The organism is Microbacterium sp. CJ77, assembly GCF_002911615.1.
Taxonomy (GTDB): domain Bacteria; phylum Actinomycetota; class Actinomycetes; order Actinomycetales; family Microbacteriaceae; genus Microbacterium.
In genome coordinates this window covers 359756-380746 of sequence record NZ_PQBR01000006.1, presented here as the reverse complement: position 1 = coordinate 380746, position 20991 = coordinate 359756, and the positions used below count along the sequence as shown (strand labels likewise).

Annotated in this window: 26 protein-coding genes; 12 read left to right on the top strand and 14 right to left on the bottom strand. The window is 68.9% G+C overall.

The window, feature by feature from the left end:
* Positions 1-109: 109 nt before the first annotated feature.
* Positions 110-655, top strand: a complete 546-nt coding sequence (locus tag C2868_RS02605; RefSeq protein ID WP_103663057.1) for a methylated-DNA--[protein]-cysteine S-methyltransferase — start codon at positions 110-112, stop codon at positions 653-655.
* Positions 652-1296, top strand: a complete 645-nt coding sequence (locus C2868_RS02600) for a DNA-3-methyladenine glycosylase I (RefSeq protein WP_103662904.1) — start codon at positions 652-654, stop codon at positions 1294-1296. Before C2868_RS02605 ends, C2868_RS02600 begins: the two co-directional genes overlap by 4 nt.
* A 477-nt stretch (positions 1297-1773) precedes the next feature.
* Here C2868_RS02600 and C2868_RS02595 read toward each other — a convergent pair whose 3' ends face one another.
* The gene (locus C2868_RS02595; protein ID WP_181003324.1) at positions 1774-3393 is read right to left on the bottom strand and encodes a cation acetate symporter; all 1620 of its coding nucleotides are present in this window, start codon (positions 3391-3393) and stop codon (positions 1774-1776) included.
* Positions 3390-3740 carry a DUF485 domain-containing protein gene (locus C2868_RS02590; RefSeq protein WP_103662903.1) on the bottom strand — a complete coding sequence of 117 codons (351 nt, stop codon included), beginning with the start codon at positions 3738-3740 and terminating at the stop codon, positions 3390-3392. Before C2868_RS02590 ends, C2868_RS02595 begins: the two co-directional genes overlap by 4 nt.
* Before the next feature lie 211 nt (positions 3741-3951).
* On the opposite strand from C2868_RS02590, the gene C2868_RS02585 reads away from it, so the two are divergent.
* From C2868_RS02585 to C2868_RS02575, 3 genes are all read left to right on the top strand, one after another.
* The gene (locus C2868_RS02585; RefSeq protein WP_308455389.1) at positions 3952-4842 is read left to right on the top strand and encodes a LuxR C-terminal-related transcriptional regulator; all 891 of its coding nucleotides are present in this window, start codon (positions 3952-3954) and stop codon (positions 4840-4842) included.
* A gap of 89 nt (positions 4843-4931) precedes the next feature.
* A complete protein-coding gene (locus C2868_RS02580) occupies positions 4932-5288 on the top strand; it encodes an Lsr2 family protein (RefSeq protein WP_103662901.1) in 357 nt (118 codons plus the stop codon).
* Positions 5289-5430: 142 nt separating this feature from the next.
* The gene (locus tag C2868_RS02575; RefSeq protein ID WP_103662900.1) at positions 5431-5715 is read left to right on the top strand and encodes a Fe-S cluster assembly protein HesB; all 285 of its coding nucleotides are present in this window, start codon (positions 5431-5433) and stop codon (positions 5713-5715) included.
* A gap of 69 nt (positions 5716-5784) precedes the next feature.
* On the opposite strand, the gene C2868_RS02570 is transcribed toward C2868_RS02575, so the two are convergent.
* The gene (locus tag C2868_RS02570) at positions 5785-6009 is read right to left on the bottom strand and encodes a CDGSH iron-sulfur domain-containing protein (RefSeq protein WP_103662899.1); all 225 of its coding nucleotides are present in this window, start codon (positions 6007-6009) and stop codon (positions 5785-5787) included.
* On the bottom strand, positions 6006-7070 hold the full coding sequence (locus tag C2868_RS02565) for an iron-containing redox enzyme family protein (RefSeq protein ID WP_258034385.1): 1065 nt from the start codon (positions 7068-7070) through the stop codon (positions 6006-6008). The genes C2868_RS02570 and C2868_RS02565 overlap by 4 nt, the downstream gene beginning before the upstream one ends.
* 231 nt (positions 7071-7301) lie before the next feature.
* Here C2868_RS02565 and C2868_RS17350 point away from each other — a divergent pair, with 231 nt between their 5' ends.
* From C2868_RS17350 to C2868_RS02555, 3 genes are read left to right on the top strand one after another with little or no spacing between them, the layout of a single operon-like run.
* Positions 7302-7457, top strand: coding sequence for a hypothetical protein (locus C2868_RS17350; protein ID WP_181003323.1), 156 nt, complete (start codon positions 7302-7304; stop codon positions 7455-7457).
* A gap of 6 nt (positions 7458-7463) precedes the next feature.
* Positions 7464-7784: a hypothetical protein gene (locus tag C2868_RS02560; RefSeq protein ID WP_258034384.1), complete on the top strand. Its 321-nt coding sequence runs from the start codon at positions 7464-7466 to the stop codon at positions 7782-7784.
* 5 nt (positions 7785-7789) lie between these two features.
* Positions 7790-8245 carry an SRPBCC family protein gene (locus C2868_RS02555; protein ID WP_103662898.1) on the top strand — a complete coding sequence of 152 codons (456 nt, stop codon included), beginning with the start codon at positions 7790-7792 and terminating at the stop codon, positions 8243-8245.
* A 20-nt stretch (positions 8246-8265) separates the two neighbouring features.
* On the opposite strand, the gene C2868_RS17625 is transcribed toward C2868_RS02555, so the two are convergent.
* Complete coding sequence (locus C2868_RS17625; RefSeq protein ID WP_374935757.1) at positions 8266-8712, bottom strand: polysaccharide deacetylase family protein; 447 nt, start codon at positions 8710-8712, stop codon at positions 8266-8268.
* A gap of 306 nt (positions 8713-9018) precedes the next feature.
* On the bottom strand, positions 9019-9429 hold the full coding sequence (locus C2868_RS17620) for a hypothetical protein (protein WP_258034383.1): 411 nt from the start codon (positions 9427-9429) through the stop codon (positions 9019-9021).
* Positions 9430-9575: 146 nt separating this feature from the next.
* On the opposite strand from C2868_RS17620, the gene C2868_RS02545 reads away from it, so the two are divergent.
* Both C2868_RS02545 and C2868_RS02540 read left to right on the top strand, forming a co-directional pair.
* A complete protein-coding gene (locus tag C2868_RS02545; protein WP_103662897.1) occupies positions 9576-11555 on the top strand; it encodes an AarF/ABC1/UbiB kinase family protein in 1980 nt (659 codons plus the stop codon).
* Complete coding sequence (locus C2868_RS02540; protein ID WP_103662896.1) at positions 11552-12613, top strand: glycerate kinase; 1062 nt, start codon at positions 11552-11554, stop codon at positions 12611-12613. Before C2868_RS02545 ends, C2868_RS02540 begins: the two co-directional genes overlap by 4 nt.
* Here the strand turns inward: C2868_RS02540 and C2868_RS02535 are convergent.
* Complete coding sequence (locus C2868_RS02535; RefSeq protein WP_103662895.1) at positions 12571-13437, bottom strand: CPBP family intramembrane glutamic endopeptidase; 867 nt, start codon at positions 13435-13437, stop codon at positions 12571-12573. The two genes, C2868_RS02540 and C2868_RS02535, sit on opposite strands and share 43 nt — an antisense overlap.
* Before the next feature lie 169 nt (positions 13438-13606).
* On the opposite strand from C2868_RS02535, the gene C2868_RS02530 reads away from it, so the two are divergent.
* Positions 13607-14047 carry a hypothetical protein gene (locus C2868_RS02530; protein ID WP_103662894.1) on the top strand — a complete coding sequence of 147 codons (441 nt, stop codon included), beginning with the start codon at positions 13607-13609 and terminating at the stop codon, positions 14045-14047.
* A complete protein-coding gene (locus C2868_RS02525; RefSeq protein ID WP_103662893.1) occupies positions 14040-14645 on the top strand; it encodes a dihydrofolate reductase family protein in 606 nt (201 codons plus the stop codon). The genes C2868_RS02530 and C2868_RS02525 overlap by 8 nt, the downstream gene beginning before the upstream one ends.
* Positions 14646-14654: 9 nt before the next feature.
* On the opposite strand, the gene C2868_RS02520 is transcribed toward C2868_RS02525, so the two are convergent.
* The 7 genes from C2868_RS02520 to C2868_RS02490 all read right to left on the bottom strand — a co-directional run bounded on the left by C2868_RS02520 (position 14655) and on the right by C2868_RS02490 (position 20988).
* Entirely contained in the window at positions 14655-15311 is a 657-nt protein-coding gene (locus C2868_RS02520) for a DUF1345 domain-containing protein (protein ID WP_258034382.1), read from the bottom strand.
* Positions 15308-16090 carry an alpha/beta fold hydrolase gene (locus C2868_RS02515; RefSeq protein WP_103662892.1) on the bottom strand — a complete coding sequence of 261 codons (783 nt, stop codon included), beginning with the start codon at positions 16088-16090 and terminating at the stop codon, positions 15308-15310. The genes C2868_RS02520 and C2868_RS02515 overlap by 4 nt, the downstream gene beginning before the upstream one ends.
* A 75-nt stretch (positions 16091-16165) precedes the next feature.
* Positions 16166-16372 (bottom strand): hypothetical protein, encoded by a 207-nt coding sequence (locus tag C2868_RS02510; RefSeq protein ID WP_374935751.1) that lies wholly within the window; start codon positions 16370-16372, stop codon positions 16166-16168.
* A 152-nt stretch (positions 16373-16524) separates the two neighbouring features.
* Complete coding sequence (locus tag C2868_RS02505) at positions 16525-17211, bottom strand: ABC transporter ATP-binding protein (protein ID WP_103662891.1); 687 nt, start codon at positions 17209-17211, stop codon at positions 16525-16527.
* On the bottom strand, positions 17208-18908 hold the full coding sequence (locus tag C2868_RS02500; RefSeq protein ID WP_103662890.1) for an ATP-binding cassette domain-containing protein: 1701 nt from the start codon (positions 18906-18908) through the stop codon (positions 17208-17210). The genes C2868_RS02505 and C2868_RS02500 overlap by 4 nt, the downstream gene beginning before the upstream one ends.
* Positions 18908-20137: an ABC transporter substrate-binding protein gene (locus tag C2868_RS02495; RefSeq protein WP_103662889.1), complete on the bottom strand. Its 1230-nt coding sequence runs from the start codon at positions 20135-20137 to the stop codon at positions 18908-18910. Before C2868_RS02495 ends, C2868_RS02500 begins: the two co-directional genes overlap by 1 nt.
* The gene (locus tag C2868_RS02490; protein WP_103662888.1) at positions 20107-20988 is read right to left on the bottom strand and encodes a branched-chain amino acid ABC transporter permease; all 882 of its coding nucleotides are present in this window, start codon (positions 20986-20988) and stop codon (positions 20107-20109) included. Before C2868_RS02490 ends, C2868_RS02495 begins: the two co-directional genes overlap by 31 nt.
* Positions 20989-20991 lie beyond the last annotated feature (3 nt).

Genomic DNA, 20991 nt, shown 5'->3' with positions numbered 1-20991 from the left:
GCCGGGTTGGACAGGCAATCCCTCCTCCCCCGCCTTCGCACCGAGGCATCCGTCCCCCGATTGCGCCCTCGGGGCCGAGATGTCCCCCGCGCGCGGCAGGATGGGCGACATGCCGCCGCATTCGACATCGATCAGCCAAACGACGCTGCACTACACGACGACCCCCACCCCGATCGGCACCGCGCTCGCGGTGACCTCCGACACGGGCCTCGTCGCCCTCCGGTTCGCGGAGGGCTCTCCCGAGAGCATGCTGGCTCAGATCATGGCCTGGCGACGCGAACCGGCCGCGCGAGATGACGAGGCGCTCGCACCCGTCGTCGCCGAGCTCGATCAGTACTTCGCCGGCGAACGGCGGCGGTTCGACATCGACCTCGACCTGGCGGGTCTCGCCCCCTTCACCCGCGCGGCCCTCGAGTCCATCCGCGACATCCCCTACGGCGAGACGGCGGGCTATGGCGAGATCGCGATCGCGGCCGGCGCGCCCCGGGCGGCGCGAGCGGTCGGAACGGCGTGCGCGAACACGCCCATCTCGGTCGTGATCCCCGTGCATCGCGTCGTCCGCGCAGACGGATCGCTCGGCGAGTACGGGGGGCGACCCGAGATCAAGCGGGCGCTGCTGGCGCTCGAGGGCGGTATCGAAGGAGTGCTGCCGTGAGCGAGGCATCCCCGACCGCTCTTCCGAGCGACCGGCCCAGCGACCTTCCCGTCGACGTGGTCGTCGGCGAGGATGGGCTCGCCCGGCCCCGCTGGGCGGCGAGCGACCCCCTCCTCCGGACGTATTACGACGACGAGTGGGGCATGCCCGTCCGCGACGAGCGCGGGTTGTTCGAGCGCCTGAGTCTCGAGGCGTTCCAGTCCGGGCTGTCGTGGGCGATCATTCTGCGCAAGCGCCCGGGGTTCCGCGCGGCGTTCGCCGCTTTCGATCCCGACACGGTCGCGGCGTACGCGGAAGAAGATGTCGAGCGCCTGCTGCAGGATGCCGCGATCGTGCGTAACCGCGCCAAGATCCTGGCCACGATCGCGAACGCCCGCGCCACCGTCGCGCTCCGTTCCGATGGCGGACTCGCGGACTTGGTGTGGTCGTTCCGCCCCGACGCGACGCCGACCCCGGTGCGCTCTGCCGACGTCCCCTCGACATCCGACGAATCGCGTGCGCTCGCCAAGGCGTTGAAGGCGCGTGGCTTCCGCTTCGTCGGGCCCACCACCGCCTTCGCGCTCATGGAGGCCGTCGGCATCGTCGACACGCACCTCGTCGGCAGCCACCGTCGCGGGTCGAGTGGCGTCTGGCCCGCCTAGACCTCCCGACCTCCCGCCCGCCCGCGCCCGCGCCGCCCGCGCCGGCTGCGCCGCCCGCGGAGCGCCCGACGCGCACACGCGCCCGCGGAGCCCGGCGGCAGCCCGCGGAACCCGAGGCGCCCGTCGCCCTCGCCACTCGCCGCGGGGCGCGGGGCCCGGCGGCAGATCGACGCGCCTGAGACGCCCGCGGAGCCCGGCGGCAGCTCGACGCGCCTGAGACGCCCGCGGAGCCCGACAGCAGCTCGACGCGCCTGAGACGCCCGCGGAGCCCGGCGCGCCCGCGGAGCCCGCGGCAGCGCGCCAACCCATGCCACCGCCCCGTCACTTGGGGCGTGGAAATCCCCTTGGGGCGCGGGATTCCGCGCCCCAAGGGGATTCTGACGCCCCAAGTCGCGCAGCAGGGCCATCGGCAAGGCCAGCAGCATCAGCAGAGCCAGGCCAGGGCAGGGGCAGGGGCAGGGGCAGACCAGTGCGCCGCTAGTGACTCGTGGCCTTCTCGGCTCCGTAGCCGGTGAGCGAGCGCACGTCCATCTCGGCGGCGAGGCGCCGGTCCTCGGCCTTGCGAGACGTGACCGAGCCGAGCCAGCCCAGGAAGAACCCGAGCGGGATCGACACGATGCCGGGGTTGTTGAGGGGCCACAGAGCCGTCCCGACAGGGAACACGCTCGTCTCGGTACCCCAGAACACGGGCGACGCCACGATCAGGATGATGGCCGAGCCCAGGCCGCCGTACATGCTCCACACCGCGCCGCGGGTCGTGAACCCGCGCCAGAAGAGCGAGTACAGGATCGTCGGCAGGTTCGCCGAGGCCGCCACCGCAAAGGCGAGGGCCACGAGGAAGGCCACGTTCTGGCCCTGGACCCCGATGCCCCCGATGATCGCCAGCACACCGATCACGATGACCGTGCGGCGCGCGACCTTGACCTCACCATCCGGCGGCACGTTGCCCTTCTTGACGACATTCGCGTAGATGTCGTGCGCGAACGACGCGGCCGCCGTGATCGTCAGACCCGCCACGACCGCGAGGATCGTCGCGAACGCGACCGCCGAGATGAACCCGAGCAGCAGGGGACCACCGAGCGCGAGAGCGAGCAGCGGAGCCGCCGAGTTGACCCCGCCCGGGGCCTCGCGGATCACGTCCGGCCCGACCAGCGCCGCGGCGCCGTAGCCGAGCACGAGAGTCAGCAGGTAGAACAGACCGATCAGCCAGATCGCCCACACGACCGAACGTCGGGCCTCTTTCGCCGTCGGCACCGTGTAGAAACGCATCAGCACGTGCGGCAGACCCGCAGTGCCGAGCACGAGCGCGAGCGCCAGGCTGATGAAGTCCCACGGGTTCGCGCCGTACTGCAGCCCGGGGGCGAGGATCGCATCCGGGGGCGTCGTGGTCGAGGCATCCACCGCGGCTCCGAGAAGCGTGTTGATGTTGAACCCGTTGATCGCGAGCACCCAGATCGTCATGACGATGGCTCCACCGATGAGCAGGAACGCCTTGACGATCTGCACCCAGGTCGTGCCCTTCATGCCGCCGATGAGCACGTAGACGATCATGAGCACACCGACCACCGCGACCACGATCGACTGCCCGAGCTGGTCGTCGATGCCGAGCAGCAGCGAGACGAGCCCGCCGGCTCCCGCCATCTGGGCCAGCAGGTAGAAGAAGCAGACGGCGAGGGTCGTGATCGCCGCCGCCATGCGGACCGGGCGCTGAGCGAGCCGGAACGACAGCACGTCCGCCATCGTGAACTTGCCCGTGTTGCGCATGAGCTCGGCCACCAGCAGCAGCGCGACGAGCCACGCGACGAGGAACCCGATGGAGTACAGGAACCCGTCGTATCCGTTGAGCGCGATCGCCCCGCAGATGCCGAGGAAGGATGCGGCCGACAGGTAGTCGCCCGCGATCGCGAAGCCGTTCTGCGGCCCCGTGAACGAGCGCCCGGCCGCGTAGTAATCGGCCGCGGTCTTGTTGTTGCGGCTCGCGCGGATCACGATGAACAGCGTGATTGCGACGAACGCCCCGAAGATCGAGATGTTCAGGACGGGGTTGTTCTCGACGGTGGTGGAGGCGGCCTCGAGAGCCGCGAAGATGTCGTTCACGAGGTGGGCTCCTGCTTCTCGAGGGCATCACGGATGGCCTCGGCCTTCGGATCGAGCTTGCGGTTCGCGAACGCGACATACGTCATCGTGATCGCGAAGGTGGTGACGAACTGCCCCAGACCGAAGGCCAGGCCGACGGTCACGTCACCCCAGACGCGCGTGCCCATGAAGTCGGTGGCGAACGACGACAGCAGGACGTAGACGAAATACCAGACGAGGAACGCGACCGCGAGCGGGAACACGAAGCCGCGTTGCGTCCGCTTGAGTTCCTGGAACGGAGCGGACTCCTCGACCGCTACATAGTCGATCCCGCCGGGCGGAACCGTCTCGGTTTTCGGATCACTCATGTGGCCTCCTTGCCATCAGTGCTGGTCCTACACGAAGCCAGAAAGACGACCGAATGTCGCCACGGGAGGCGCGACAGATTGGCCCAATCCGAGCGCTTTTCGTTGGCTCCGGCAGGTGTAGGGTCGACGCTACGAAAGCCGGCGACGATGCCGTCACCCCCGAAAGTAGGTAGTGATGCTTACCCAGGATCGGACCGACTCAGACTCTGCGGTGCTGACCAGTGCCGTGCGCGAACTGGCGCGACGGACTCACTTTCCCGTGTCTTTCGGTGGACTCGTGGACGGCGGCAACGCGCAGATCAGCGCCGTCCACGGCAGCCGCACGCGCAGCCTCGATGGACTCAACGTGCGCGTGATGCGCGGGCTCGGCGGCCGAGTGATGGCAGAGGTGCGGCCCCGGGCGACCCCCGACTACGGCGCGGCACGGCACATCACGCATGATTACGACCGGCACATCCTGGGCGAGGGTATCTCGACGCTTCTCGCGGTCCCGGTGATCGTCAGCGGGCGGGTGCGCGGGTTGCTCTACGGGGGCGCGTGGGCGTCCGCGAACGTCGGCGACGTGGTGATGAAACCCGCATTCCAGGTGGCGGATGCCCTGGCCACCGAACTGCGCGTGCGCGACGAGGTCGAGCGCCGCCTCGCGACCTTCGATGGCGCGACGGCGCCGACGAGCGGCGCCATCGGGACCCTCTCACCCCATACACCGGGCAGCGCGACGACACCCACCGCGCCGCATCCCCCACTGCCCGCGGCTCACCGCGAGGAGTTGCGCGAGAGCTACGCCGAGCTGCGCACGATCGCAGCGGCCATCACCGACCCCGCCGTGCGCGCGCGGCTCGCGCATGTCGAGCAGCGCCTGACGGCGCTCTCGGGTGACGACGACACGGCGCAGCTGACGTCGTCCGTGTCGCTGTCGCCGCGCGAGACGGATGTGCTGGCGTGCGCCGCGATCGGCGCGACGAACGCTCAGATCGCCGCTCAGCTCTCGCTGCGCGAGGGGACGGTGAAGGCGTACCTGTCGAGCGCGATGGCGAAGCTGGATGCCTCGACCCGGCACGCCGCCGTGACCAAGGCCCGCCGGAGCGGGCTGCTGCCCTGACCCCGGGCATCCGTCGCCATCCACGCGATGCCCCGGATGGAACCCCGCGAACCCCGCGATCGCGGAGGCGCACCCGCTAAAGTGGCCTGATGGCCCGCCGAATCGTACATCAGCTCGTCGACGATCTCGATGGCACCGTCCTCGACACCGGAGAGGGCGAGACCGTCCTGTTCTCGCTCGACGGCATCGCGTATGAGATCGACCTGACCGAGGCGAACGCCGCGGCGCTGCGTGATGCGCTGCAGCCGTACGTGGCGGCGGGCCGCTCCATCTCGTCGAGGGCCTCGGGTTCGCAGTCCGCGGGCGCGCCGGCCCGTCGGCGCCCCGGCCAGCAGGACCTGGGTGTCGTGCGCCAGTGGGCCCGCGACAACGGCCACCAGGTGTCCGATCGCGGTCGAGTTCCGGCGAGCGTCATCGAGGCGTTCGAGGCCGCGCAGAGGTCCTGAGCCCGCACCGCGCACGCGGATTCCCGTTCGCCGACCCCGTATCGCGCGAACCTTGGGAATCTCCTCCACGTGCGCGTGTGAGGTTGCATGCCGCCCCGATTCTCGGAATCGTGGCCACCTCGACGAACGGAAGGAGAGCAGCATGCTGACACTCACCGAGAACGCGACCATGGCGGTCAAGTCCATCGTGGAGCAGGTGCCCGACGCCCCCGCCGGGGGACTGCGCATCCGCGACACGGGATCGGCCGAGACAGGATTCGAGCTCGGCGTATCGCCGCAGCCCGAGACGACGGACGCCGTTGTCGAGGTCGAGGGCGCACGTGTCTTTCTCGACGCGGGAGCCGCACTGGCGCTCGACGACAAGATCCTCGACGCGCAGATGGAGCAGGACGGCTCCGTCCGCTTCGCCCTCGCCGTCCAGGGCTGACGCACGCGTACGTACGAGGCCCCCGCTCTCCGCGCAGGAGACGGGGGCCTCGTAGGTACCAGCGGGGGATCAGCCCGCGGCGGCCGGATCGGTGCGAAAGCCCGTCATCTTGTGCGTGCCGTCGCACAACGGCTTGATGAGGGATGCCCCGCACCGGCAGAGCGCGAGTGTGCGGCGCGGCGACTCGATGGGGTCGCCCCGCTCGTCCAGCACCTCGACATCACCGCGGACGATGAGCGGACCGTCGGGATAGGACTCGATCGACGCCCGCCGGGGGTTGTCGGCGACCGTCATCGGGTCGCTGTCTCTGCGTCGCGCAACGAGCTGTGCCCCGCCTCCCAGGCGCTCAGCATCTCGTCGCCCACCCAGTCGTCCACGGCAAGACAAGCGGCGGCGCCGAACATGATGTCGGGCAGCAGATCGGGGCTGTCGACGGCCAGTCCGCCGGCCAGGTCCCGGCCGGCGATCTGCTCGTGCACCGCATCGGCTTCGACGTGCTCGTCGAAGTACCAGGTGACGTCGGGCCCGTAGCCCAGGCGCCGGAAACCGTCGGCGTACATGCGACTGGGCAGCGATGACGTCATCTCGAACGCGGCAAGGTGCCCGACGATAGCGCCGCGCAGACGCCGATTGAGGCCGAACAGCGACATCATGTTGAGCGATGCGAGCGTGACCGCGGGCACCACGTCGACGTAGGCGCCGTAAGCGTCATCGAGTCCGAGCCCGCGCACGGTCTGGGCGAAGATCCGCGAGTGCATGCGCGAGACATCCCCCGCGCCGTACTCATCGGACTGGATCTCGACGAGTGCCGCCTTGGCAAGCCCCGTCAGACGCGGGATCGCCCACGAATGCGGATCGGCCTCGCGCAGGGTGTACACGCTGCGGTGCATCAGCAACTCGCGGGCCTGCTCGACGGTCGCTTTCTTGGCGATGAACCGCGCGACGCTCGGTCCCGGAGTCGGCGCCGTCAGGGCGAACAGGGCACGCGCCACCTCGTCCCGTGTCGGCAGGGGTGCGGCGGGCACCGGAACCCGCTCGCGCAGCGCCGCCTCGAAGGTGCGCTCGAGCACACCCCGGGTCGCGATGAGCATCGGATGCCACTCCCATCCGGCATCGATGACGTCGAGCGACCCGTAGTGGCTCGCGTAGAGCAAGAACAGGGCGAGTTGCACGTCGTCGTCACGGATGACATCGGAGGCCTCGGCCAGCGCACGCTCCGCGCATCCGACGACGTCGCCTGCCTCGGTCGATCCGGATTCCTGGATGAGGATCGCCATCAGGTGAGCGCTCAGCGGCCCGCGCGGGGCGAACGAGAACGGATGCATCGTGACATCCGTCGTGATCGTGGTCTTCATGACACTCCTTGGGTGCGTCTACTCAGCGTGCACCCCGGCCGCGCGCGACCGCAGGGGCTTGACAGGTAGCGGAGCTCATGATGTGCGAAGCGGACATCCCGACGCCCGCGCGCCCGTCATCTGTCGCGGTGAATGAGGGCACTGTCAACCCCCGCAGAGATCGCGGCCCGCGGGGTTACGGTTGCGCAGCATCGTTCGTACGGACGGTGTCCTCGAGCAGAGAGGAACGACATGAGCGACAGCGCGAACGACCAGAGCAGCCCCGGCGCGCCGGACTCTGCATCCGAATCCGACGTCGAATCGGACTCCGCATCGGATGTCTCGGCCGACCAGCCCGAAACGACCGATTCCCACGGGATGCCCGTCGACAACCCTTCCGGAGGCTGACTCTCGATGAACCCCGAAGACACGGCTCGCTTCGCCGCGGGCGAGACGGAGAACCTGGCCCCGGCGCCCACTGTCGGCGGATTGTCCGAGGCCGACGCCGTCCGCAAGGACCGCTCGTACAGCCCCGCCAGCGAGAGCGAAACCGAAAGCAAGCAACAGGATCCGCTGCCCGACACGATCGACGACGACATCGACCCCGATGACGTGCGCGTCGTGCCCGGGACGGGCGGACCCGACGATGTCGGCGATATCGACGTCGATCCCGAAGACCTCAACCTGCCCGGACACATGTCGGGACAGGAATCCGGAAACGAAGGCAAGGAGTAATACGCGTGGTACAGATCATCGAAACCACCGACGTCAAGGTTCCCGTCGGCACCGCATACAACCAGTGGACCCAGTTCGAGAGCTTTCCGAAGTTCTTGAGCGAGGTGGAGTCGATTACGCAGATCGATGACACGCACACGCATTGGAAGGTGAAGGTCGGAGGGTTCGAGCGTGAGTTCGACGCCGAGATCACCGAGCAGCACCCCGACGAGCGCGTCGCATGGCACAGCATCGGGGGCGACACGCATCACGGCGGTGTCGTGACCTTCCACAAGCTCAGCGACGACGAGACGCGCGTGACCGTTCAGATCGACTGGGAGCCCGAGGGGTTCGTCGAGATGGCCGGTGCGGCGCTCGGTGTCGGCAAGCACGCCGTCAAGAAGGATCTCGAGAACTTCAAGGAGTTTATCGAGTCGCGGGGCGCCGAGACCGGCGCCTGGCGGAGCGACGTCGAGGCCTGATACTCCCGGCTCGTCACGATCTATCCGATCATGCTCTTCAGCGCGTTGGCGCCCATGCCGTAGTTGATGCGCTGCACGGGAAGGGCGAGCTTGTCGGTGCCGATCGTGACGTAGCCGGGTTCGATGGTGCGCGCCATCTCGAAACCCGCCTGCGCCACGCCCCGCTTGGCGGTGTCGTCGTAGTGCCCGTAGGGGTAGGCGATGACTTCTTTCGCTCCCAGAATGCCGGCGGACGTCTCGAGGTCGGCGGCGATCTGGTCGGCCGACAGGTTGACCATCTCGCCCTTCCCGTTCGCCCCGGCCTTGTGCATGTCGTGCGTGTGAGATCTCTGCAGAACGTATCGGTTCGGAGGCGGATCCTGGCGGTACGCCGTGATCATGAACGACGTTGCCAGCACGTGGTATTTGTCGACGACGGGGGCGGCGAGGTCGAACCAGGTCTGATCCGCGTCGTCGTCGGTGAGGATGACGGAGTGGCCGGGCAGGAAGAGCTTGCCCTCGATGAACGCGCTCAGCTCGTCCCAGGTCGGGCTCGTAGAAGCCGCCGCTGGCGATGTAGCTCATCTGCGCGTCGAAGTCCCCGATGTACGCGTAGTTGCCGCGCAGCCAGCCGCTCTCGCCGTTCGGGTTCGTCGTGAACTGGTGGTACATCAGGATCGGGATGTGCGCGTCTTCGGCGGCGTTCGCCTCGGGCGTCGTCCACCCGGCGTGCAGGGTCGTCTGCTGATCGGTGCACGCCACCAGCTTCGAACCATTGACCCGTTGTGCCGTCGTCAGGGCTGCCGCATCCGCGTCGCTCGCGTACCAGCCGGCGAACACCGCGCCGTCGCGGGGGGCACCGGCAGTCCCGTGTACAGGGTGTCCACGGTCTCGAGGATCGGCGCATCGACGATGCCCTCACCCACGAACGTCACGGCGCACGCGTTCGGATCGTCGGTGTCGGCAAGGAGTGCTTCGGCCGGGGTGAGGGGTGTCGGCGTAGGTGTGGGGGTGCGTCGCGTCGGCGTGGGTGTGGGGTGCGCGGCCGTCGGTGAGGTCGCCTGGGAGGACCGCCACGGGAACCAGATGATCGCACCGGCCGCGATCAGCGCGACGATCGTCGCCGACACGACGATCGCGGTAACACGACGGCGTTTCCGGGAACGATTCGTCGATCGTCGTTGCTCGCCTCGGAGTCCCGTCATGCCGCGCCTGCCGTTCTCGACCGTCGCCCTGACGACCCGTACCGATGATAGGGCTCCGGGGGACTCGCGTCCGGTGCCTGTGGAGGACGCACGCGCCGTCGGCCCAGAAGCTCCCGCGCGGCCGCATCGGCTGACAGAATCGGCTCATGCCGAGCTGGCTCATCTTCGTTATCGTCATCGTCCTCTTCTCGTTCGTCGCGGCGTGGATCGTCCGCCGCTTACTCGACGTGGAGGTCGGGTGGCTGCGAGCATTCCTGACGGCGCTCGTCGTCTTCTTGCTCGCCTCTCCGATCGCCATCTGGACACTGAGCGAGGCGGAGGTCTACGCCGACGGAACGTTCGTCGCGCCGGGGGCGGTCGCCGTCGGCTTCATCGCTGTGACGGTCGGGTGGATGTTCGCGGTCGTCGTGATCGCGGTGCTGACACTCGAATTCCTGTGGCCCTCGCACCGCATGCGCAACCCGATCAGTGTGGTGCGCGATGCGATCCGTCGACGCGACCGAGCGCGGCGCTACGCCCAGATCGTGGCTATCGGGTCCCGACACGGGCTGACGTTCTACGAGAGCAGACGGCGCGGCGACGCGGACGGCGAACTCCCCACGGCGCTCGTTTCGGCGATGAACGAGGCGGGGGTCACATTCGTCAAACTCGGTCAGGTGCTGTCGTCCCGGGAGGACGTGCTTCCCCCCGCACTCATCGACGCGCTCTCGACGCTGCAGATGGACTCGTCGCCGATCCCGTGGGCCGAGGCCCGGGCGGCGATCATCGACCAGCTCGGCGTGCCGCTCGATCAGGTGTTCGCCGAGATCGACCCAGAACCTCTCGCCGCAGCATCCGTCGCCCAGGTCCACGCCGCGCGGCTGGTCAGCGGCGAACACGTCATCGTCAAGATCCAGCGCCCGCGGGCGCGCGCGCAGGTGACGACAGATCTCGACATCCTGGATCGGCTCGCGGCGGACGCCGAGGCCCGTACGGACTGGGCGAAGGACTACGGCCTGCACGCGCTCGTCACCGAGTTCGCGCGCGGGCTGCGCGAAGAACTCGACTATCGCACCGAGGTTGCGAACGGCGAGATGCTGCGGGCGGCGATCGCCGGGGCCCATGATTCGCCCCTGCGCATCCCGCAGGTCTTCAGCGAGTACTGCACGGATCGCATGATCGTGCAGGAGTTCGTGGGCGGCACCCCGTTCAGCCGCCTCCATCCCGGCGCACTCCCCCACCACCTCGCCGTCGGGATCGCCGATGACCTGGTGGATGCCGTCGTCGACCAGATCGCGGTACGCGGGATCTTCCACGCCGACCTCCACCCCGGCAACCTCATCCTCGATGACGAGCCGGACGCATACGGTGCGGCCACGATCACCCTGATCGACTTCGGGTCGGTCGGAATCGTCGAGAGCAGCATGCGTCGGCTGCTCGTGCCGATGCTGGTCGGCATGGCCAACGAGGACGACGTCGCGGTGACCGACATCGCCCTCTTGATGTGCGGACGACCCTCCGGGGACTTCGACGCGGTGGCGCTGCAGCGCGACATCGGGGTCATCCTGACCCGGCTGCACAGCGCGCGCGCCGACGAGAACGTGTTCCGACTCTTGCTCGACGTGCTGCGCCGAAACCGGATGGCTCTGCCACCGTCGCTCCTTCTCGTGTTCCGCACGCTCGCCTCGCTGGAGGGCACGCTGCGCAAACTCGTGCCGGACTACGACATGGTGGGACGCGCCCTGCACATCGCGCCGCGCCTGGCGCGGTCGCTGCTCTCGCCGACGAAGGCGCTGCTCAGCGCCCAGACGTGGTCGGCGCTGCTCAACGAGCAGTCGCGCAGGCTGCCGCGGCGACTCGAGAACCTGACGCAGTCGCTCGACGAGGGCACCCTGTCGGTTCGTCTGCGGACCTTCGAGAGCACCGACGAACGCTCGTGGATCGACGGCCTGCTCGGGCGCATCACCATGACGGCGATCGGCATCGCGCTGGTGGTCGCGGGCATCAGCCTCAGCGTCGACGACGGCGGCCCGATGCTGACCGGGGATGTCCCCACGTTCGGATTCCTGGGCAGCATCGTGGCTCTCGGGGGCCTGCTGCTGCTCCTGCGCAGCCTGCGCACCGCACTGCGCCGGTCGGGTCGATGACCCCGTCCCGGACACGGCGCGTCGTCATCGCTCCCGATTCGTTCAAGGGATCGGCGACGGCGCAGGAAGCGGCGAGCGCGATCGCGGACGGATGGCGCTCGGTTCGGGCCGACGACGACCTCGTCCTGGCGCCGCAGGCGGACGGCGGCGAGGGCACGCTCGACGCGTTGGAGGCGTCGAACCCGGGCAGCTTCCGGCGTAGCGCGGGACCGGTGACCGGCCCGGACGGGCGGGCCGTACCGGGCGAATGGCTCGAGCTCGCGGACGGCACGGCGGTCGTCGAGATGGCGCAGATGGCTGGTCTTCCGCTGATGCAGACGCTCGATGCTCTCGGCGCGACGGCGCGCGGACTCGGCGAGGTGATTCGCGCGGCGATCGACAGCGGCGCCCGGCGCCTGCTGATCGGCATCGGCGGTTCGGCGTCCACCGACGCCGGGCTGCCCATGCTCGACGCGATCGGTGACCGGATACCCCCGCCCGACGGAGCGCTCGTCCTGACCGACGTGACCGCTCCCCTGCTCGGGCCGCGCGGCGCGGCCGCCGTGTTCGGTCCGCAGAAGGGCGCTTCCGCGCGAGACGTCGCCGCGCTCGAGGAGCGGCTGCGTCGGGCCGCTGTACGGCTCGGAGGCGACCCGGACGAACCGGGCGCGGGTGCGGCGGGTGGCGTGGGGTTCGCCCTCAGCACGTGGGGCGCGACGCTCACGAGCGGGGCCGCTTTCATCGCCGAGGCAACGCACCTCTCCACGCTGATGGACGGATGCGACGTCCTGCTCACCGGTGAGGGTCGGTTCGATCACCAGTCGCTCACGGGCAAGGTCGTGGGCAGCATCCTGTCCGCCGCGCGCGAGCGCTCGATCACCGCCGGCGCGATCGTCGGCGCGGCCGCCGAGCCACCGCCCTGCTGGCATGTCGCTCTCGCGGACCTCGCCGGATCGGCGCAGGCGGCGATCGCGGATCCCCGGCGCTGGTTGATCGAGGCCGGTCGCGCGGCGGCATCCGGACTCGGCACCGTCGATCAGGATCCGCGAAGCGGTCGCACACCGACCGTCGTGGCGTGAGCGCCGCCGCGTCGTCGCCAGAGCAGTCCCGCGCAGACGACGCCCTGCACCATGACGATCGCGCTGATCGTCGCGGCGATGACGCCGGCCGACTGATCGGCCGCGGTCAGCAGGTCGAAGCCGGCGTGCCAGAGCAGGACCGGGACGATGCTCCACCGGGCGCCGAGCGTCATCCACGCGAGCAGGTACGAGCCGCACACGAGGGCGAGCATCCATCCCAAGATGCCGACGCCCATCTGTGTGTACGTGGGGTTGAAGAAGAACGCGGGCGCGTGCCACGCGATCCAGATCCCGGCGACCACGAGCGCCGCCCAGAACACCGACAAGCGGCGGGATAGCGCGGGCAGAAGCCACCCGCGCCACCCCGCCTCCTCCCCCAGCCCAAACGTGAGCACCCAGACGAGCGTCACGACGGGCCACCCCAGCCCAGGGAGCTTCGCGGTCGTTCCGAAGAGCGCCGGGTCGGGCCATCCACCCGCCACGACCGCGGCCGTGCCGAACCCGATCAGGTAGTACGCGACGGGCATTCCGATTCCCGCGAGCCACCACACCCGCGGAAACCGGAGAGAGAAGGCGCGCCGTGCCCACGCGGCCAGGTTACGCGGGCCGCCCTCCCACAGTGCCGCGGCGACGGCGCCGCACGCGGGGCCGATCGAGGCGAGGAAGAAGGTCCACGGCATGCCGTCGAGTCCGGCCGTTCGGGCCTGGACGAGGATCGGCAGCCAGATCGCCCACGTCACCGCGAATGCGACGGCGAGGAAGACGACGACGCCCCCGCGGCGGGGGGACGTCGCGATCGGGTCGAGGAACGCAGGCGCGCTCATGCTCCCAGTGAACCCGCTCTCGGGACGACCATGACGGGTCCCGGGCCGTGTATATGCCGAAGGCCTTGATCACCGGGCAATCGATCAGGATTCGAGAAGTGCGGGCGGAGCGAACGTCGTAGCGTGTTGATGGGCAGAGGCGCCCGCAAGCAACCGATGAGGAGCGAACATGGCAGAGAAGACCGCCGGGCTGTCCCCGGAGGAGCGCGAAGCCGTCAAGCAGCGCGCCGCCGAGCTGCGTGCCGAAGAGAAGGCCGGCAAATCGCGCGCTGCCGGTGAGAAGGCCGTCCGCGAGGCGATCGCGGCGATGACCGACGATGACCGCGTTCTCGCCGAGGGCGTCGATCGCATCGTTTCCGAGGTCGCTCCGCATCTCATGCCGAAGACCTGGTACGGCTTCCCCGCCTACACCGACGCCGACGGAAAGGTCGTCGTCTTCTTCAAGGCCGCCTCGAAGTTCACCACGCGCTACGCCACGCTGGGCTTCGAGGAAGCGGCGCAGCTCGACGACGGCGACCTGTGGGTCACGTCCTTCGCGCTCATCGCGTTGACGCCCGAGACGGAGCGGACGGTCACCGAGCACATCCGCAAGGCGGCGGGCAATGCCTGACACCACCTGCCACGTCTCCATTTCGCTCGACGGGTTCATCGCCGGCCCCGACCAGAGTCGCGAAAACCCGCTCGGGGTCGGCGGACTCGCACTCCACCGCTGGCACCTGGGTGATGAGCGCGCCACCGACGCCGACGCGACGGCGAGCGAGTGGCTCGGGCGTCCGCGTGGCGCCTACATCATGGGCCGTAACATGTTCGGACCGATCCGCGGCGAGTGGGACGAGGACTGGCGCGGATGGTGGGGCGACGAGCCCCCGTATCACGCACCCGTCTTCGTTCTCACGCATCACGCCCACGATCCGATCGAGATGAAGGGCGGCACGACCTTCTCCTTCGTCACCGAAGGGTTCGACGTCGCGTACGCCCGGGCTCTCGAGGTCGCCGGCGACGCGGGGATCGATATCGCGGGCGGCGCGTCGACCATCCGCCAGGCACTCGCGGCGGGGGTCGTCGACGAGCTGACGCTCGACCTCGCACCCGTGCTGCTCGGCTCGGGCGAGAGCATCTTCTCCGGGATCGACTCCTTCGGGTTCGAGCCGGTCGAGGTGCTGCATTCGCCTCTGGCGACGCACATCCGTTACCGCCGCGTCGGCTGATCGGTGCGACTATCGTGCGAGGGCGGCGATCAGGTTGATGGCCGCGGCGAGCACGATCACGCCCAAGAGGAACGACAGCAGGGCGTGCCGCAAGACCTCTCGACGGATGAGCGAGCTCGTGATGTTCGTGTCCGAGACCTGGTACGTCATGCCCAGGGTGAAGGCGAGATACGCGAAGTCACGGTATTCCGGCGGCTCGGCCTGATTGAAGTCGATGCCCGTTCCGCCGGACCGGTAGTAGATTCCGGCGTAGCGCAGGGTGAACAACACGTGGACGACGAACCAGGACGCCGCGACGGTCGCGAGCGCGGCACCGGCGAGTGCGAAACGCGCGCCGCCCTGCAGGCTCTGAGACTCGACGAGCAGCAGGACGATCGCGCCGACGCTCGCCAGGCTGGACGCGATCAGGAGCGTCTGCGCCACGGCCTGGGTGGGATCCTCTCGGGTGGCGTGACGGGATGTCTCTTCCGGGCCGAGACGGATGATGGCCACCCACACCCACACGACGAGTGAGCCGGCAGCCACGATCCATCCCACCGCCGGCGCGAACACCCACGCGCCCGCGACCCCCGTGATGACGGTGACGACGACGAAGATCGCGAGCATGACGCCGACGCGCACCCCGGCTCGGTGGCCGAATCCGGAGAAGTCTCGGGGTGTGCTCAACCCCGAACCACCCTCTCCCTCACGATCCGGGCCGTTGCGACGGGATCGACCCTGTGCATGACGGACTCGGGCACGATCACGAGTTCGGCCGCAACCATCCGCTCGGCCAGTCGATCGGCGGCCGCCACGAGCATCGGGAACGTCTGCTCCCCGCGCAGGATCGTGACCGGCTGCGACACCGACAGCATCTCGGGTGACGGTGTCGAGACCAGTGCGGTCAGCCGCGCGTCGTAGACGGTCGACTGCGCGAGCCGCACGAGCCCGGGGAACATGTCGCTCTGCCTGATCGACTCCACCATGTCCCGCGGCAGCACCACGCCCTCGAGCTGGAACGTGACGACCGCATCCTCGCTTCGTCCGGCGTCGACGAGTTGCTGAAGGCGGTCGGCGAGCGCCGGGCCGGGCTCGTCATCACCGAATCGGAACGGCGGCTCGGAGAGGAACAGCGCACGAACCCGCACGCCACGCGAGGCCGCGTAGAGCGCCAGGACGGCTCCGGACGAGTGGCCGACGACGATCGCGTCGCCGCCCGCTGCCCGGATGACGGCGGCAAGGTCGTCCGCCTCGTCGTCGGGGGTCGATCCCGTCTTGTCACCACTCGACCCACGCGCCCGGCGGTCCATCGTGACTGCCCGGAACCCCTGATCGGCGAGCGCTGCCGCGAGCGCGGCACCGTCGGCCGCGGTCGAGAAAGCGCCCCCGACGATGACGACGGGCGGGCCATCGCCGACCCGTTCGAAAGCGATCTCCGTCCCGTCCGCGGATGTCGTTGTCTCCATCTCGTCACCCAACCACGGACCGACGACGCTGACAAGACGATGAGAGATGAGACGGCGATTCGCGCCGGGCGCGTCTCAGGGCGTCGTCGGCGCGGGCCGGTAGCGCATCGCAATAGCGCCCGACCGGGATTCATGGCGATCCAGGACCTCGAGTCGCATCCGCTCGCGCAAGCCTGCCAGCGAGGTCGGCGCGCGTCCGGCAAGGACCGGCTGCACCACGAAGACGTACTCATCGATCACGCCCAGATCGGCGCGCGCCAGGGGCAGCGTGACACCACCCACAAGCAGTCCCTCACCCGACTCTTCCTTGGTCGCTTAACCTCGCGACAGACATCCGGCGTCGTCGGGCGTACTTGCACAACGGCATTCCCGCCAACGACGAGCACATCGATAAGCCGTGTCAAGAGTCCGCGCTGGCAGCCAGCATCCCGGCGTCAGACGACGAGGAAGTCGAGCAGCCGCTGGGGCTCGTCGCGAACGACGGCGGCCGGTGAATCGAGAACGATCGCGCCCTTCTCCATTGCCATCACGCGTGTAGCGAATTCCACGAGCGGCTGCGGCGATTGGTCCACCAGGACGATGACGACTCCTGCGCCGGCGATCTCACGGAACGCCGCGAGCACGTCGCGCACGAGCGATGGCTGCAGACCTTGCGAGAACTCGTCAACGAAGATCGCCTTCTCACCTGCCAGGATCGCGCGCGCGAGTCCGACCTGCTGCTTCTGCCCACCCGAGAGGTCGCCTGCGTTGACATTCATTCGCTCCCGGATCACCGGAAACAGAGCAGTGACATCCACCGGTGGTTCATAGCCGCGGCGGCGCGCCAGGGCGAGGTTCTCCGCGACCGTCAAGCGAGGGAAGACACCCCGATCGTCGGGTAGGAACGACAGCCCGGCGCGCGCCGCCAGATCGGCGCGGCCCGAGCGAAGCGGCAGGCCGTTCAACACTACTTCGCCATCGATCGACGGCAGGTGGCCGGCTAGAGTGCGCATCACCGTGGTCTTGCCCATGCCGTTGCGGCCCAGGAACGCGACCACTTCCCCGGCGGCGACGGCCATCTCCAGGCGCGGAACGACGGGGACGCCGTCGTAGCCGGCGGCAAGCGTCTTGACCTCGATCACGTCACAGCTCCCAAGTAGGCATCCTTGACATCGTCTCGCGCGGCGATCTCCTCCATCGTCCCCTCCGCGAGGAAGCGACCGTTCGCGAGCACCACGACGCGGTCCGCAAGCTCACGGACGATGTCCATGTCATGCTCGATGATCACCAACGTCGCCCCCGTCTGCGTCGCGACGCTGCGCAGGAGCCGCGCCAAGGCGACGGACTCCTCGTGCGACAGACCAGCGGCGGGTTCGTCCAGGATGACGACCTCCGGCCCCCACACGAGCACCATCGCGAGTTCAAGCGACCGACGATCCGCGAGCGGCAGCTCCGCGGCTGATCGGGCGTCGTCGCGTTCGAACCGCGCAAGCGCTTCGGGAACCTCGCGCGGCTGGACAGCTTCGCTGCGTGCCAGGCGCAGATTGTCGGCCGGGGAGAGCTCTGTGAAGACGCTCGGAATCTGGAAGACCTTGCCCATGCCCGCCAGTGCGCGACGGTGGATGCGCCAGTGCGTCGCATCGGCATCGAAGATCGCCACGGTGCCGCTGGTAGGGGCGACATCTCCCGCGACGATGTTCAGCAGCGTCGTCTTGCCCGCTCCGTTTGGCCCGATGAGGCAGAGAACCTCCCCCGCCGGAACCATGAGATCAATGCCCAACAGCACCTTCGTCGCGCCGAAGGATTTGCTGATGTCGCGGGCCTGCACGGCATATTCCACCTTCGCATGCAGCGCCCGCCCGATTATCGCGCCGGACAGCCGCGCGTCCTGCCTCGCGGCACGATAGGCCGGGACGCGGAAGACACGACGAATGAGACCGACGAGGCCCCCCGGCGCGAAGCGCACGACGATGAGGAATATCACGCCGAGCGCGAGCAGGTACCACGAGCCGATCGCCTCCCCGAGATACTGCTGACCCATCGTGACGATCACGGCTCCGGCAAAGGCGCCGATGAGCGTGCCACGGCCACCGACGGCGAGCCACACAAGCACCTGCGTGGAGAGCATGATGCCGCCGGCCGATGGCGAGACGAGCCCCATGACAGGGGCCGCGATCGCGCCGGCCGCGGCGGCCACGGCAGCGCTGACGACCAGCGCCAACAGCCGCGTACCGCGGACGTCGATGCCCAGATGGGCGGCCCGGTCTGGATTCAGGCTAACTGCGAGGGCTCGGCGGCCGAGGCGCCCGCGGAGCACGAAGAGCCAGACCACGGCGACGATCAGCAGCACCAGAGCGGCCGTGGTGTAGTAGTCAGGGATGAGCCCGCGGGAGCGCACAACGATGCCATTGCTGCCGTTGGTCACATCCGACCAGGTGCGCGCGACCTGCTCGAACAGCAGCGTGAGCGCGAGGGTGAGGATCGCCATCGTGGAGGGCAGTGCTCGGCGCCCGAGACCCGCGAGTCCGATGACGACCGCGACGCCAGCGGCGACGAGTATGCCGCCCGCTGCGCCGACGACACCGGGCAGGTTCTCGCGTTCAGCAATGGCCCAGCCGTAAGCACCGAGTCCGAAGAACGCGGCGTGGCCGATGCTTACGATCCCTGTTCGCCCCCAGGCGATGTCCAGTCCGAAGGCGAACAGGCCGTAGACCAGCGCGAGCGTCAGCAAGGCAAGCGGGTACGGCGGCAGGACGAACGGGGCGAGCCCGAGCAGTCCTGCGGCTGCTGCGAACCCGAGGGCTCGCCGCAGCCGCAGGCGCGGTTCGACGGGGTGCATCACGAGCAGGGGCGAGCCGTCGTGTCGTCGATCGGGTCGAGCACCTCGACGGTCGAATAGACACCGCCCTCATCGATCTGCACGAGAACCATGTCGCTGCTGACGTAGTGGTTGTCCTCACGGAAGCCCAGGTTGCCCAGGAGTCCGTCCAGACGGATGGTCGACATCTGCTCGCTGATCGCGTCGGCGTCGTAGCCGCCGGCCGCGTTCACTGCAGCAGCAATGAACCGCACGGCTTCGTACGCAGTCGCGGCGATCGCGGAGATCGAGCCGTTGTCGCCGTGCTCCTCGCGGTATGCCGCGACGAATGCCTCATTCTCTGCGCCCGGCGTCTGGTCGGAGTACTGCAGCGCCGTCATCCGTCCCTCCAGGATCGGGCCGAGAGCACCGTAGAACTCCTGCTGCGACGTGGTGCCGGTGACTCCACGGTCGGTGAGCAGCCCGAACTGATCAGCCTGGTTCATGAACGACACGGCGTCGCCGCCAACGACGGCTGTCAGGATCCAGTCGGGGTCGGCCTTCTCGAGCTTGCCGATCACCGGCTGCCAGTCGGCCGTTCCCAGCGGGCTGTACTCTTCTGCGACGATCTCACCGCCGCTCTCGGCGATGATCTCGCTGGCCACCGCGTGGTAGGTGCGCGGGAAGATGTAGTCATTTCCGACCAGCCCAACGCGCGGACCGTATTGCTCGATCATGCGCGGAATCAAATCCTCGACCATCATGCGCTCACTCGCGCCGAAAGGCCAGAAATGCGGACTGCAGAACTCGACCGTGCCGTTGACGACGGTCGAGAACGGAACATCCGCCTCGGCCGCGACCGAACCTGCAGCGACGGAAGTGTCTCCGGCGATCGTGCCCAGCACGTAGTCCACGTCGTTCTGACGAATGAGCTGCTGTGTCACCTGCGTCGAGGTCGCGGCGTCTGACTTGTCGTCCACGACGACGAGCTCGATCGGGTGTCCGAGCACGCCGCCACCGGCGTTCACGGCCTCGATGCCGAGTTGGGCGCCGGTGACCAAAGAGTTGCCCTCGAGCGAGGCGACACCGGTTGTGGGCGCGACCAGGCCGAGGCGGAACGCGCGGTCCTCCGCACCGTCGGCGCCCTCGTCTGAGCCGCCGAAGGATCCCCCGCCGCACGCGGTGAGTGCCAGTGTGGCGACGGCCAGTGCCGCGATTCCGGCGGTTGCGCGGCGCCTGGTCAGGCGACGCGCCGTTGAAACGGTTTCCATGGTGTGAACCTCCAGTTGGGGCCTTGCGGCTGCAGGGCGATCAGGACGATGAGAGCGATGAAGAAGACGACGCCGGCGACCGACTCGGGGAGGACCGTGCGCAGCCCGATCTCCAGAACAGCGACGACGAAGGCGCCGAAGATCGGCCCGCCGATGCTGCCGGGACGGCCCAGCAGCACAGCGAAGAACGTGGGCGCCAGCAGCGACACGCCCACCTGCGGGGTGATGCCGAGCATCGGGCTCTGCAGAGCGCCGGCGAGCACCGCAAGCGCGGTGCCGACGGCGAAGGTGCCGGTGACCATGGCGCCGGTCGGGATGCCGAACCCGGCGGCCATCGCGCGGTTGTCGATCGATGCGCGCAGCCGCAGTCCGAGGCTCGTCCGGTACATCACGAGCACGAGGCCGGCGAGGATGAGGAGCGAGATGGTCGCGCTGACCAGGCGGAAGATCGGGTAGTCGACCCCGAGGACCTCCACGGTGCCGGTGATGGGCGCGGGAACGGACGCCGGTGTGGGCCCGAAGATCGCCTCGGCGGTCTGGCGCAGGACGATGCCCGTGCCCCACATCGCCAGGAGGGTGGCGAGCATGCCGTGCTCGTACAGGCGGCTGAGCAGTCCTCGCTCGATGAGTGCGCCCAGGACCAGACCTCCGATGACGGCGAGCAGCAGCCGCAGCGGGAAGGCGACCGGGGTCAGCACGACCATGAGGTAGGCGCCGACCATGGCCATGTCGCCGTGGGCGACGTTCACCACGTTGAGCTGACCGAAGATGAGCCCGAGGCCCCACGCGAGCAGGGCGTAGAAGCCGAAGGCGGTGAACACCGACAGCGCGAAGAGGACGAAGGGCTCCATCAG

What these genes read in the sequence shown, in the direction of transcription:
- C2868_RS02605 (WP_103663057.1), top strand. Translation starts at nt 110, where the DNA reads ATGCCGCCGCATTCGACATCGATCAGCCAAACGACGCTGCACTACACG.
- C2868_RS02590 (WP_103662903.1), bottom strand. Translation starts at nt 3,740, where the DNA reads ATGAGTGATCCGAAAACCGAGACGGTTCCGCCCGGCGGGATCGACTAT.
- C2868_RS02580 (WP_103662901.1), top strand. Translation starts at nt 4,932, where the DNA reads ATGGCCCGCCGAATCGTACATCAGCTCGTCGACGATCTCGATGGCACC.
- C2868_RS02575 (WP_103662900.1), top strand. Translation starts at nt 5,431, where the DNA reads ATGCTGACACTCACCGAGAACGCGACCATGGCGGTCAAGTCCATCGTG.
- C2868_RS02570 (WP_103662899.1), bottom strand. Translation starts at nt 6,009, where the DNA reads ATGACGGTCGCCGACAACCCCCGGCGGGCGTCGATCGAGTCCTATCCC.
- C2868_RS02565 (WP_258034385.1), bottom strand. Translation starts at nt 7,070, where the DNA reads ATGAAGACCACGATCACGACGGATGTCACGATGCATCCGTTCTCGTTC.
- C2868_RS17350 (WP_181003323.1), top strand. Translation starts at nt 7,302, where the DNA reads ATGAGCGACAGCGCGAACGACCAGAGCAGCCCCGGCGCGCCGGACTCT.
- C2868_RS02560 (WP_258034384.1), top strand. Translation starts at nt 7,464, where the DNA reads ATGAACCCCGAAGACACGGCTCGCTTCGCCGCGGGCGAGACGGAGAAC.
- C2868_RS17620 (WP_258034383.1), bottom strand. Translation starts at nt 9,429, where the DNA reads ATGACGGGACTCCGAGGCGAGCAACGACGATCGACGAATCGTTCCCGG.
- C2868_RS02545 (WP_103662897.1), top strand. Translation starts at nt 9,576, where the DNA reads ATGCCGAGCTGGCTCATCTTCGTTATCGTCATCGTCCTCTTCTCGTTC.
- C2868_RS02540 (WP_103662896.1), top strand. Translation starts at nt 11,552, where the DNA reads ATGACCCCGTCCCGGACACGGCGCGTCGTCATCGCTCCCGATTCGTTC.
- C2868_RS02535 (WP_103662895.1), bottom strand. Translation starts at nt 13,437, where the DNA reads ATGAGCGCGCCTGCGTTCCTCGACCCGATCGCGACGTCCCCCCGCCGC.
- C2868_RS02530 (WP_103662894.1), top strand. Translation starts at nt 13,607, where the DNA reads ATGGCAGAGAAGACCGCCGGGCTGTCCCCGGAGGAGCGCGAAGCCGTC.
- C2868_RS02525 (WP_103662893.1), top strand. Translation starts at nt 14,040, where the DNA reads ATGCCTGACACCACCTGCCACGTCTCCATTTCGCTCGACGGGTTCATC.
- C2868_RS02515 (WP_103662892.1), bottom strand. Translation starts at nt 16,090, where the DNA reads ATGGAGACAACGACATCCGCGGACGGGACGGAGATCGCTTTCGAACGG.
- C2868_RS02500 (WP_103662890.1), bottom strand. Translation starts at nt 18,908, where the DNA reads ATGCACCCCGTCGAACCGCGCCTGCGGCTGCGGCGAGCCCTCGGGTTC.
- C2868_RS02495 (WP_103662889.1), bottom strand. Translation starts at nt 20,137, where the DNA reads ATGGAAACCGTTTCAACGGCGCGTCGCCTGACCAGGCGCCGCGCAACC.
- C2868_RS02490 (WP_103662888.1), bottom strand. Translation starts at nt 20,988, where the DNA reads ATGGAGCCCTTCGTCCTCTTCGCGCTGTCGGTGTTCACCGCCTTCGGC.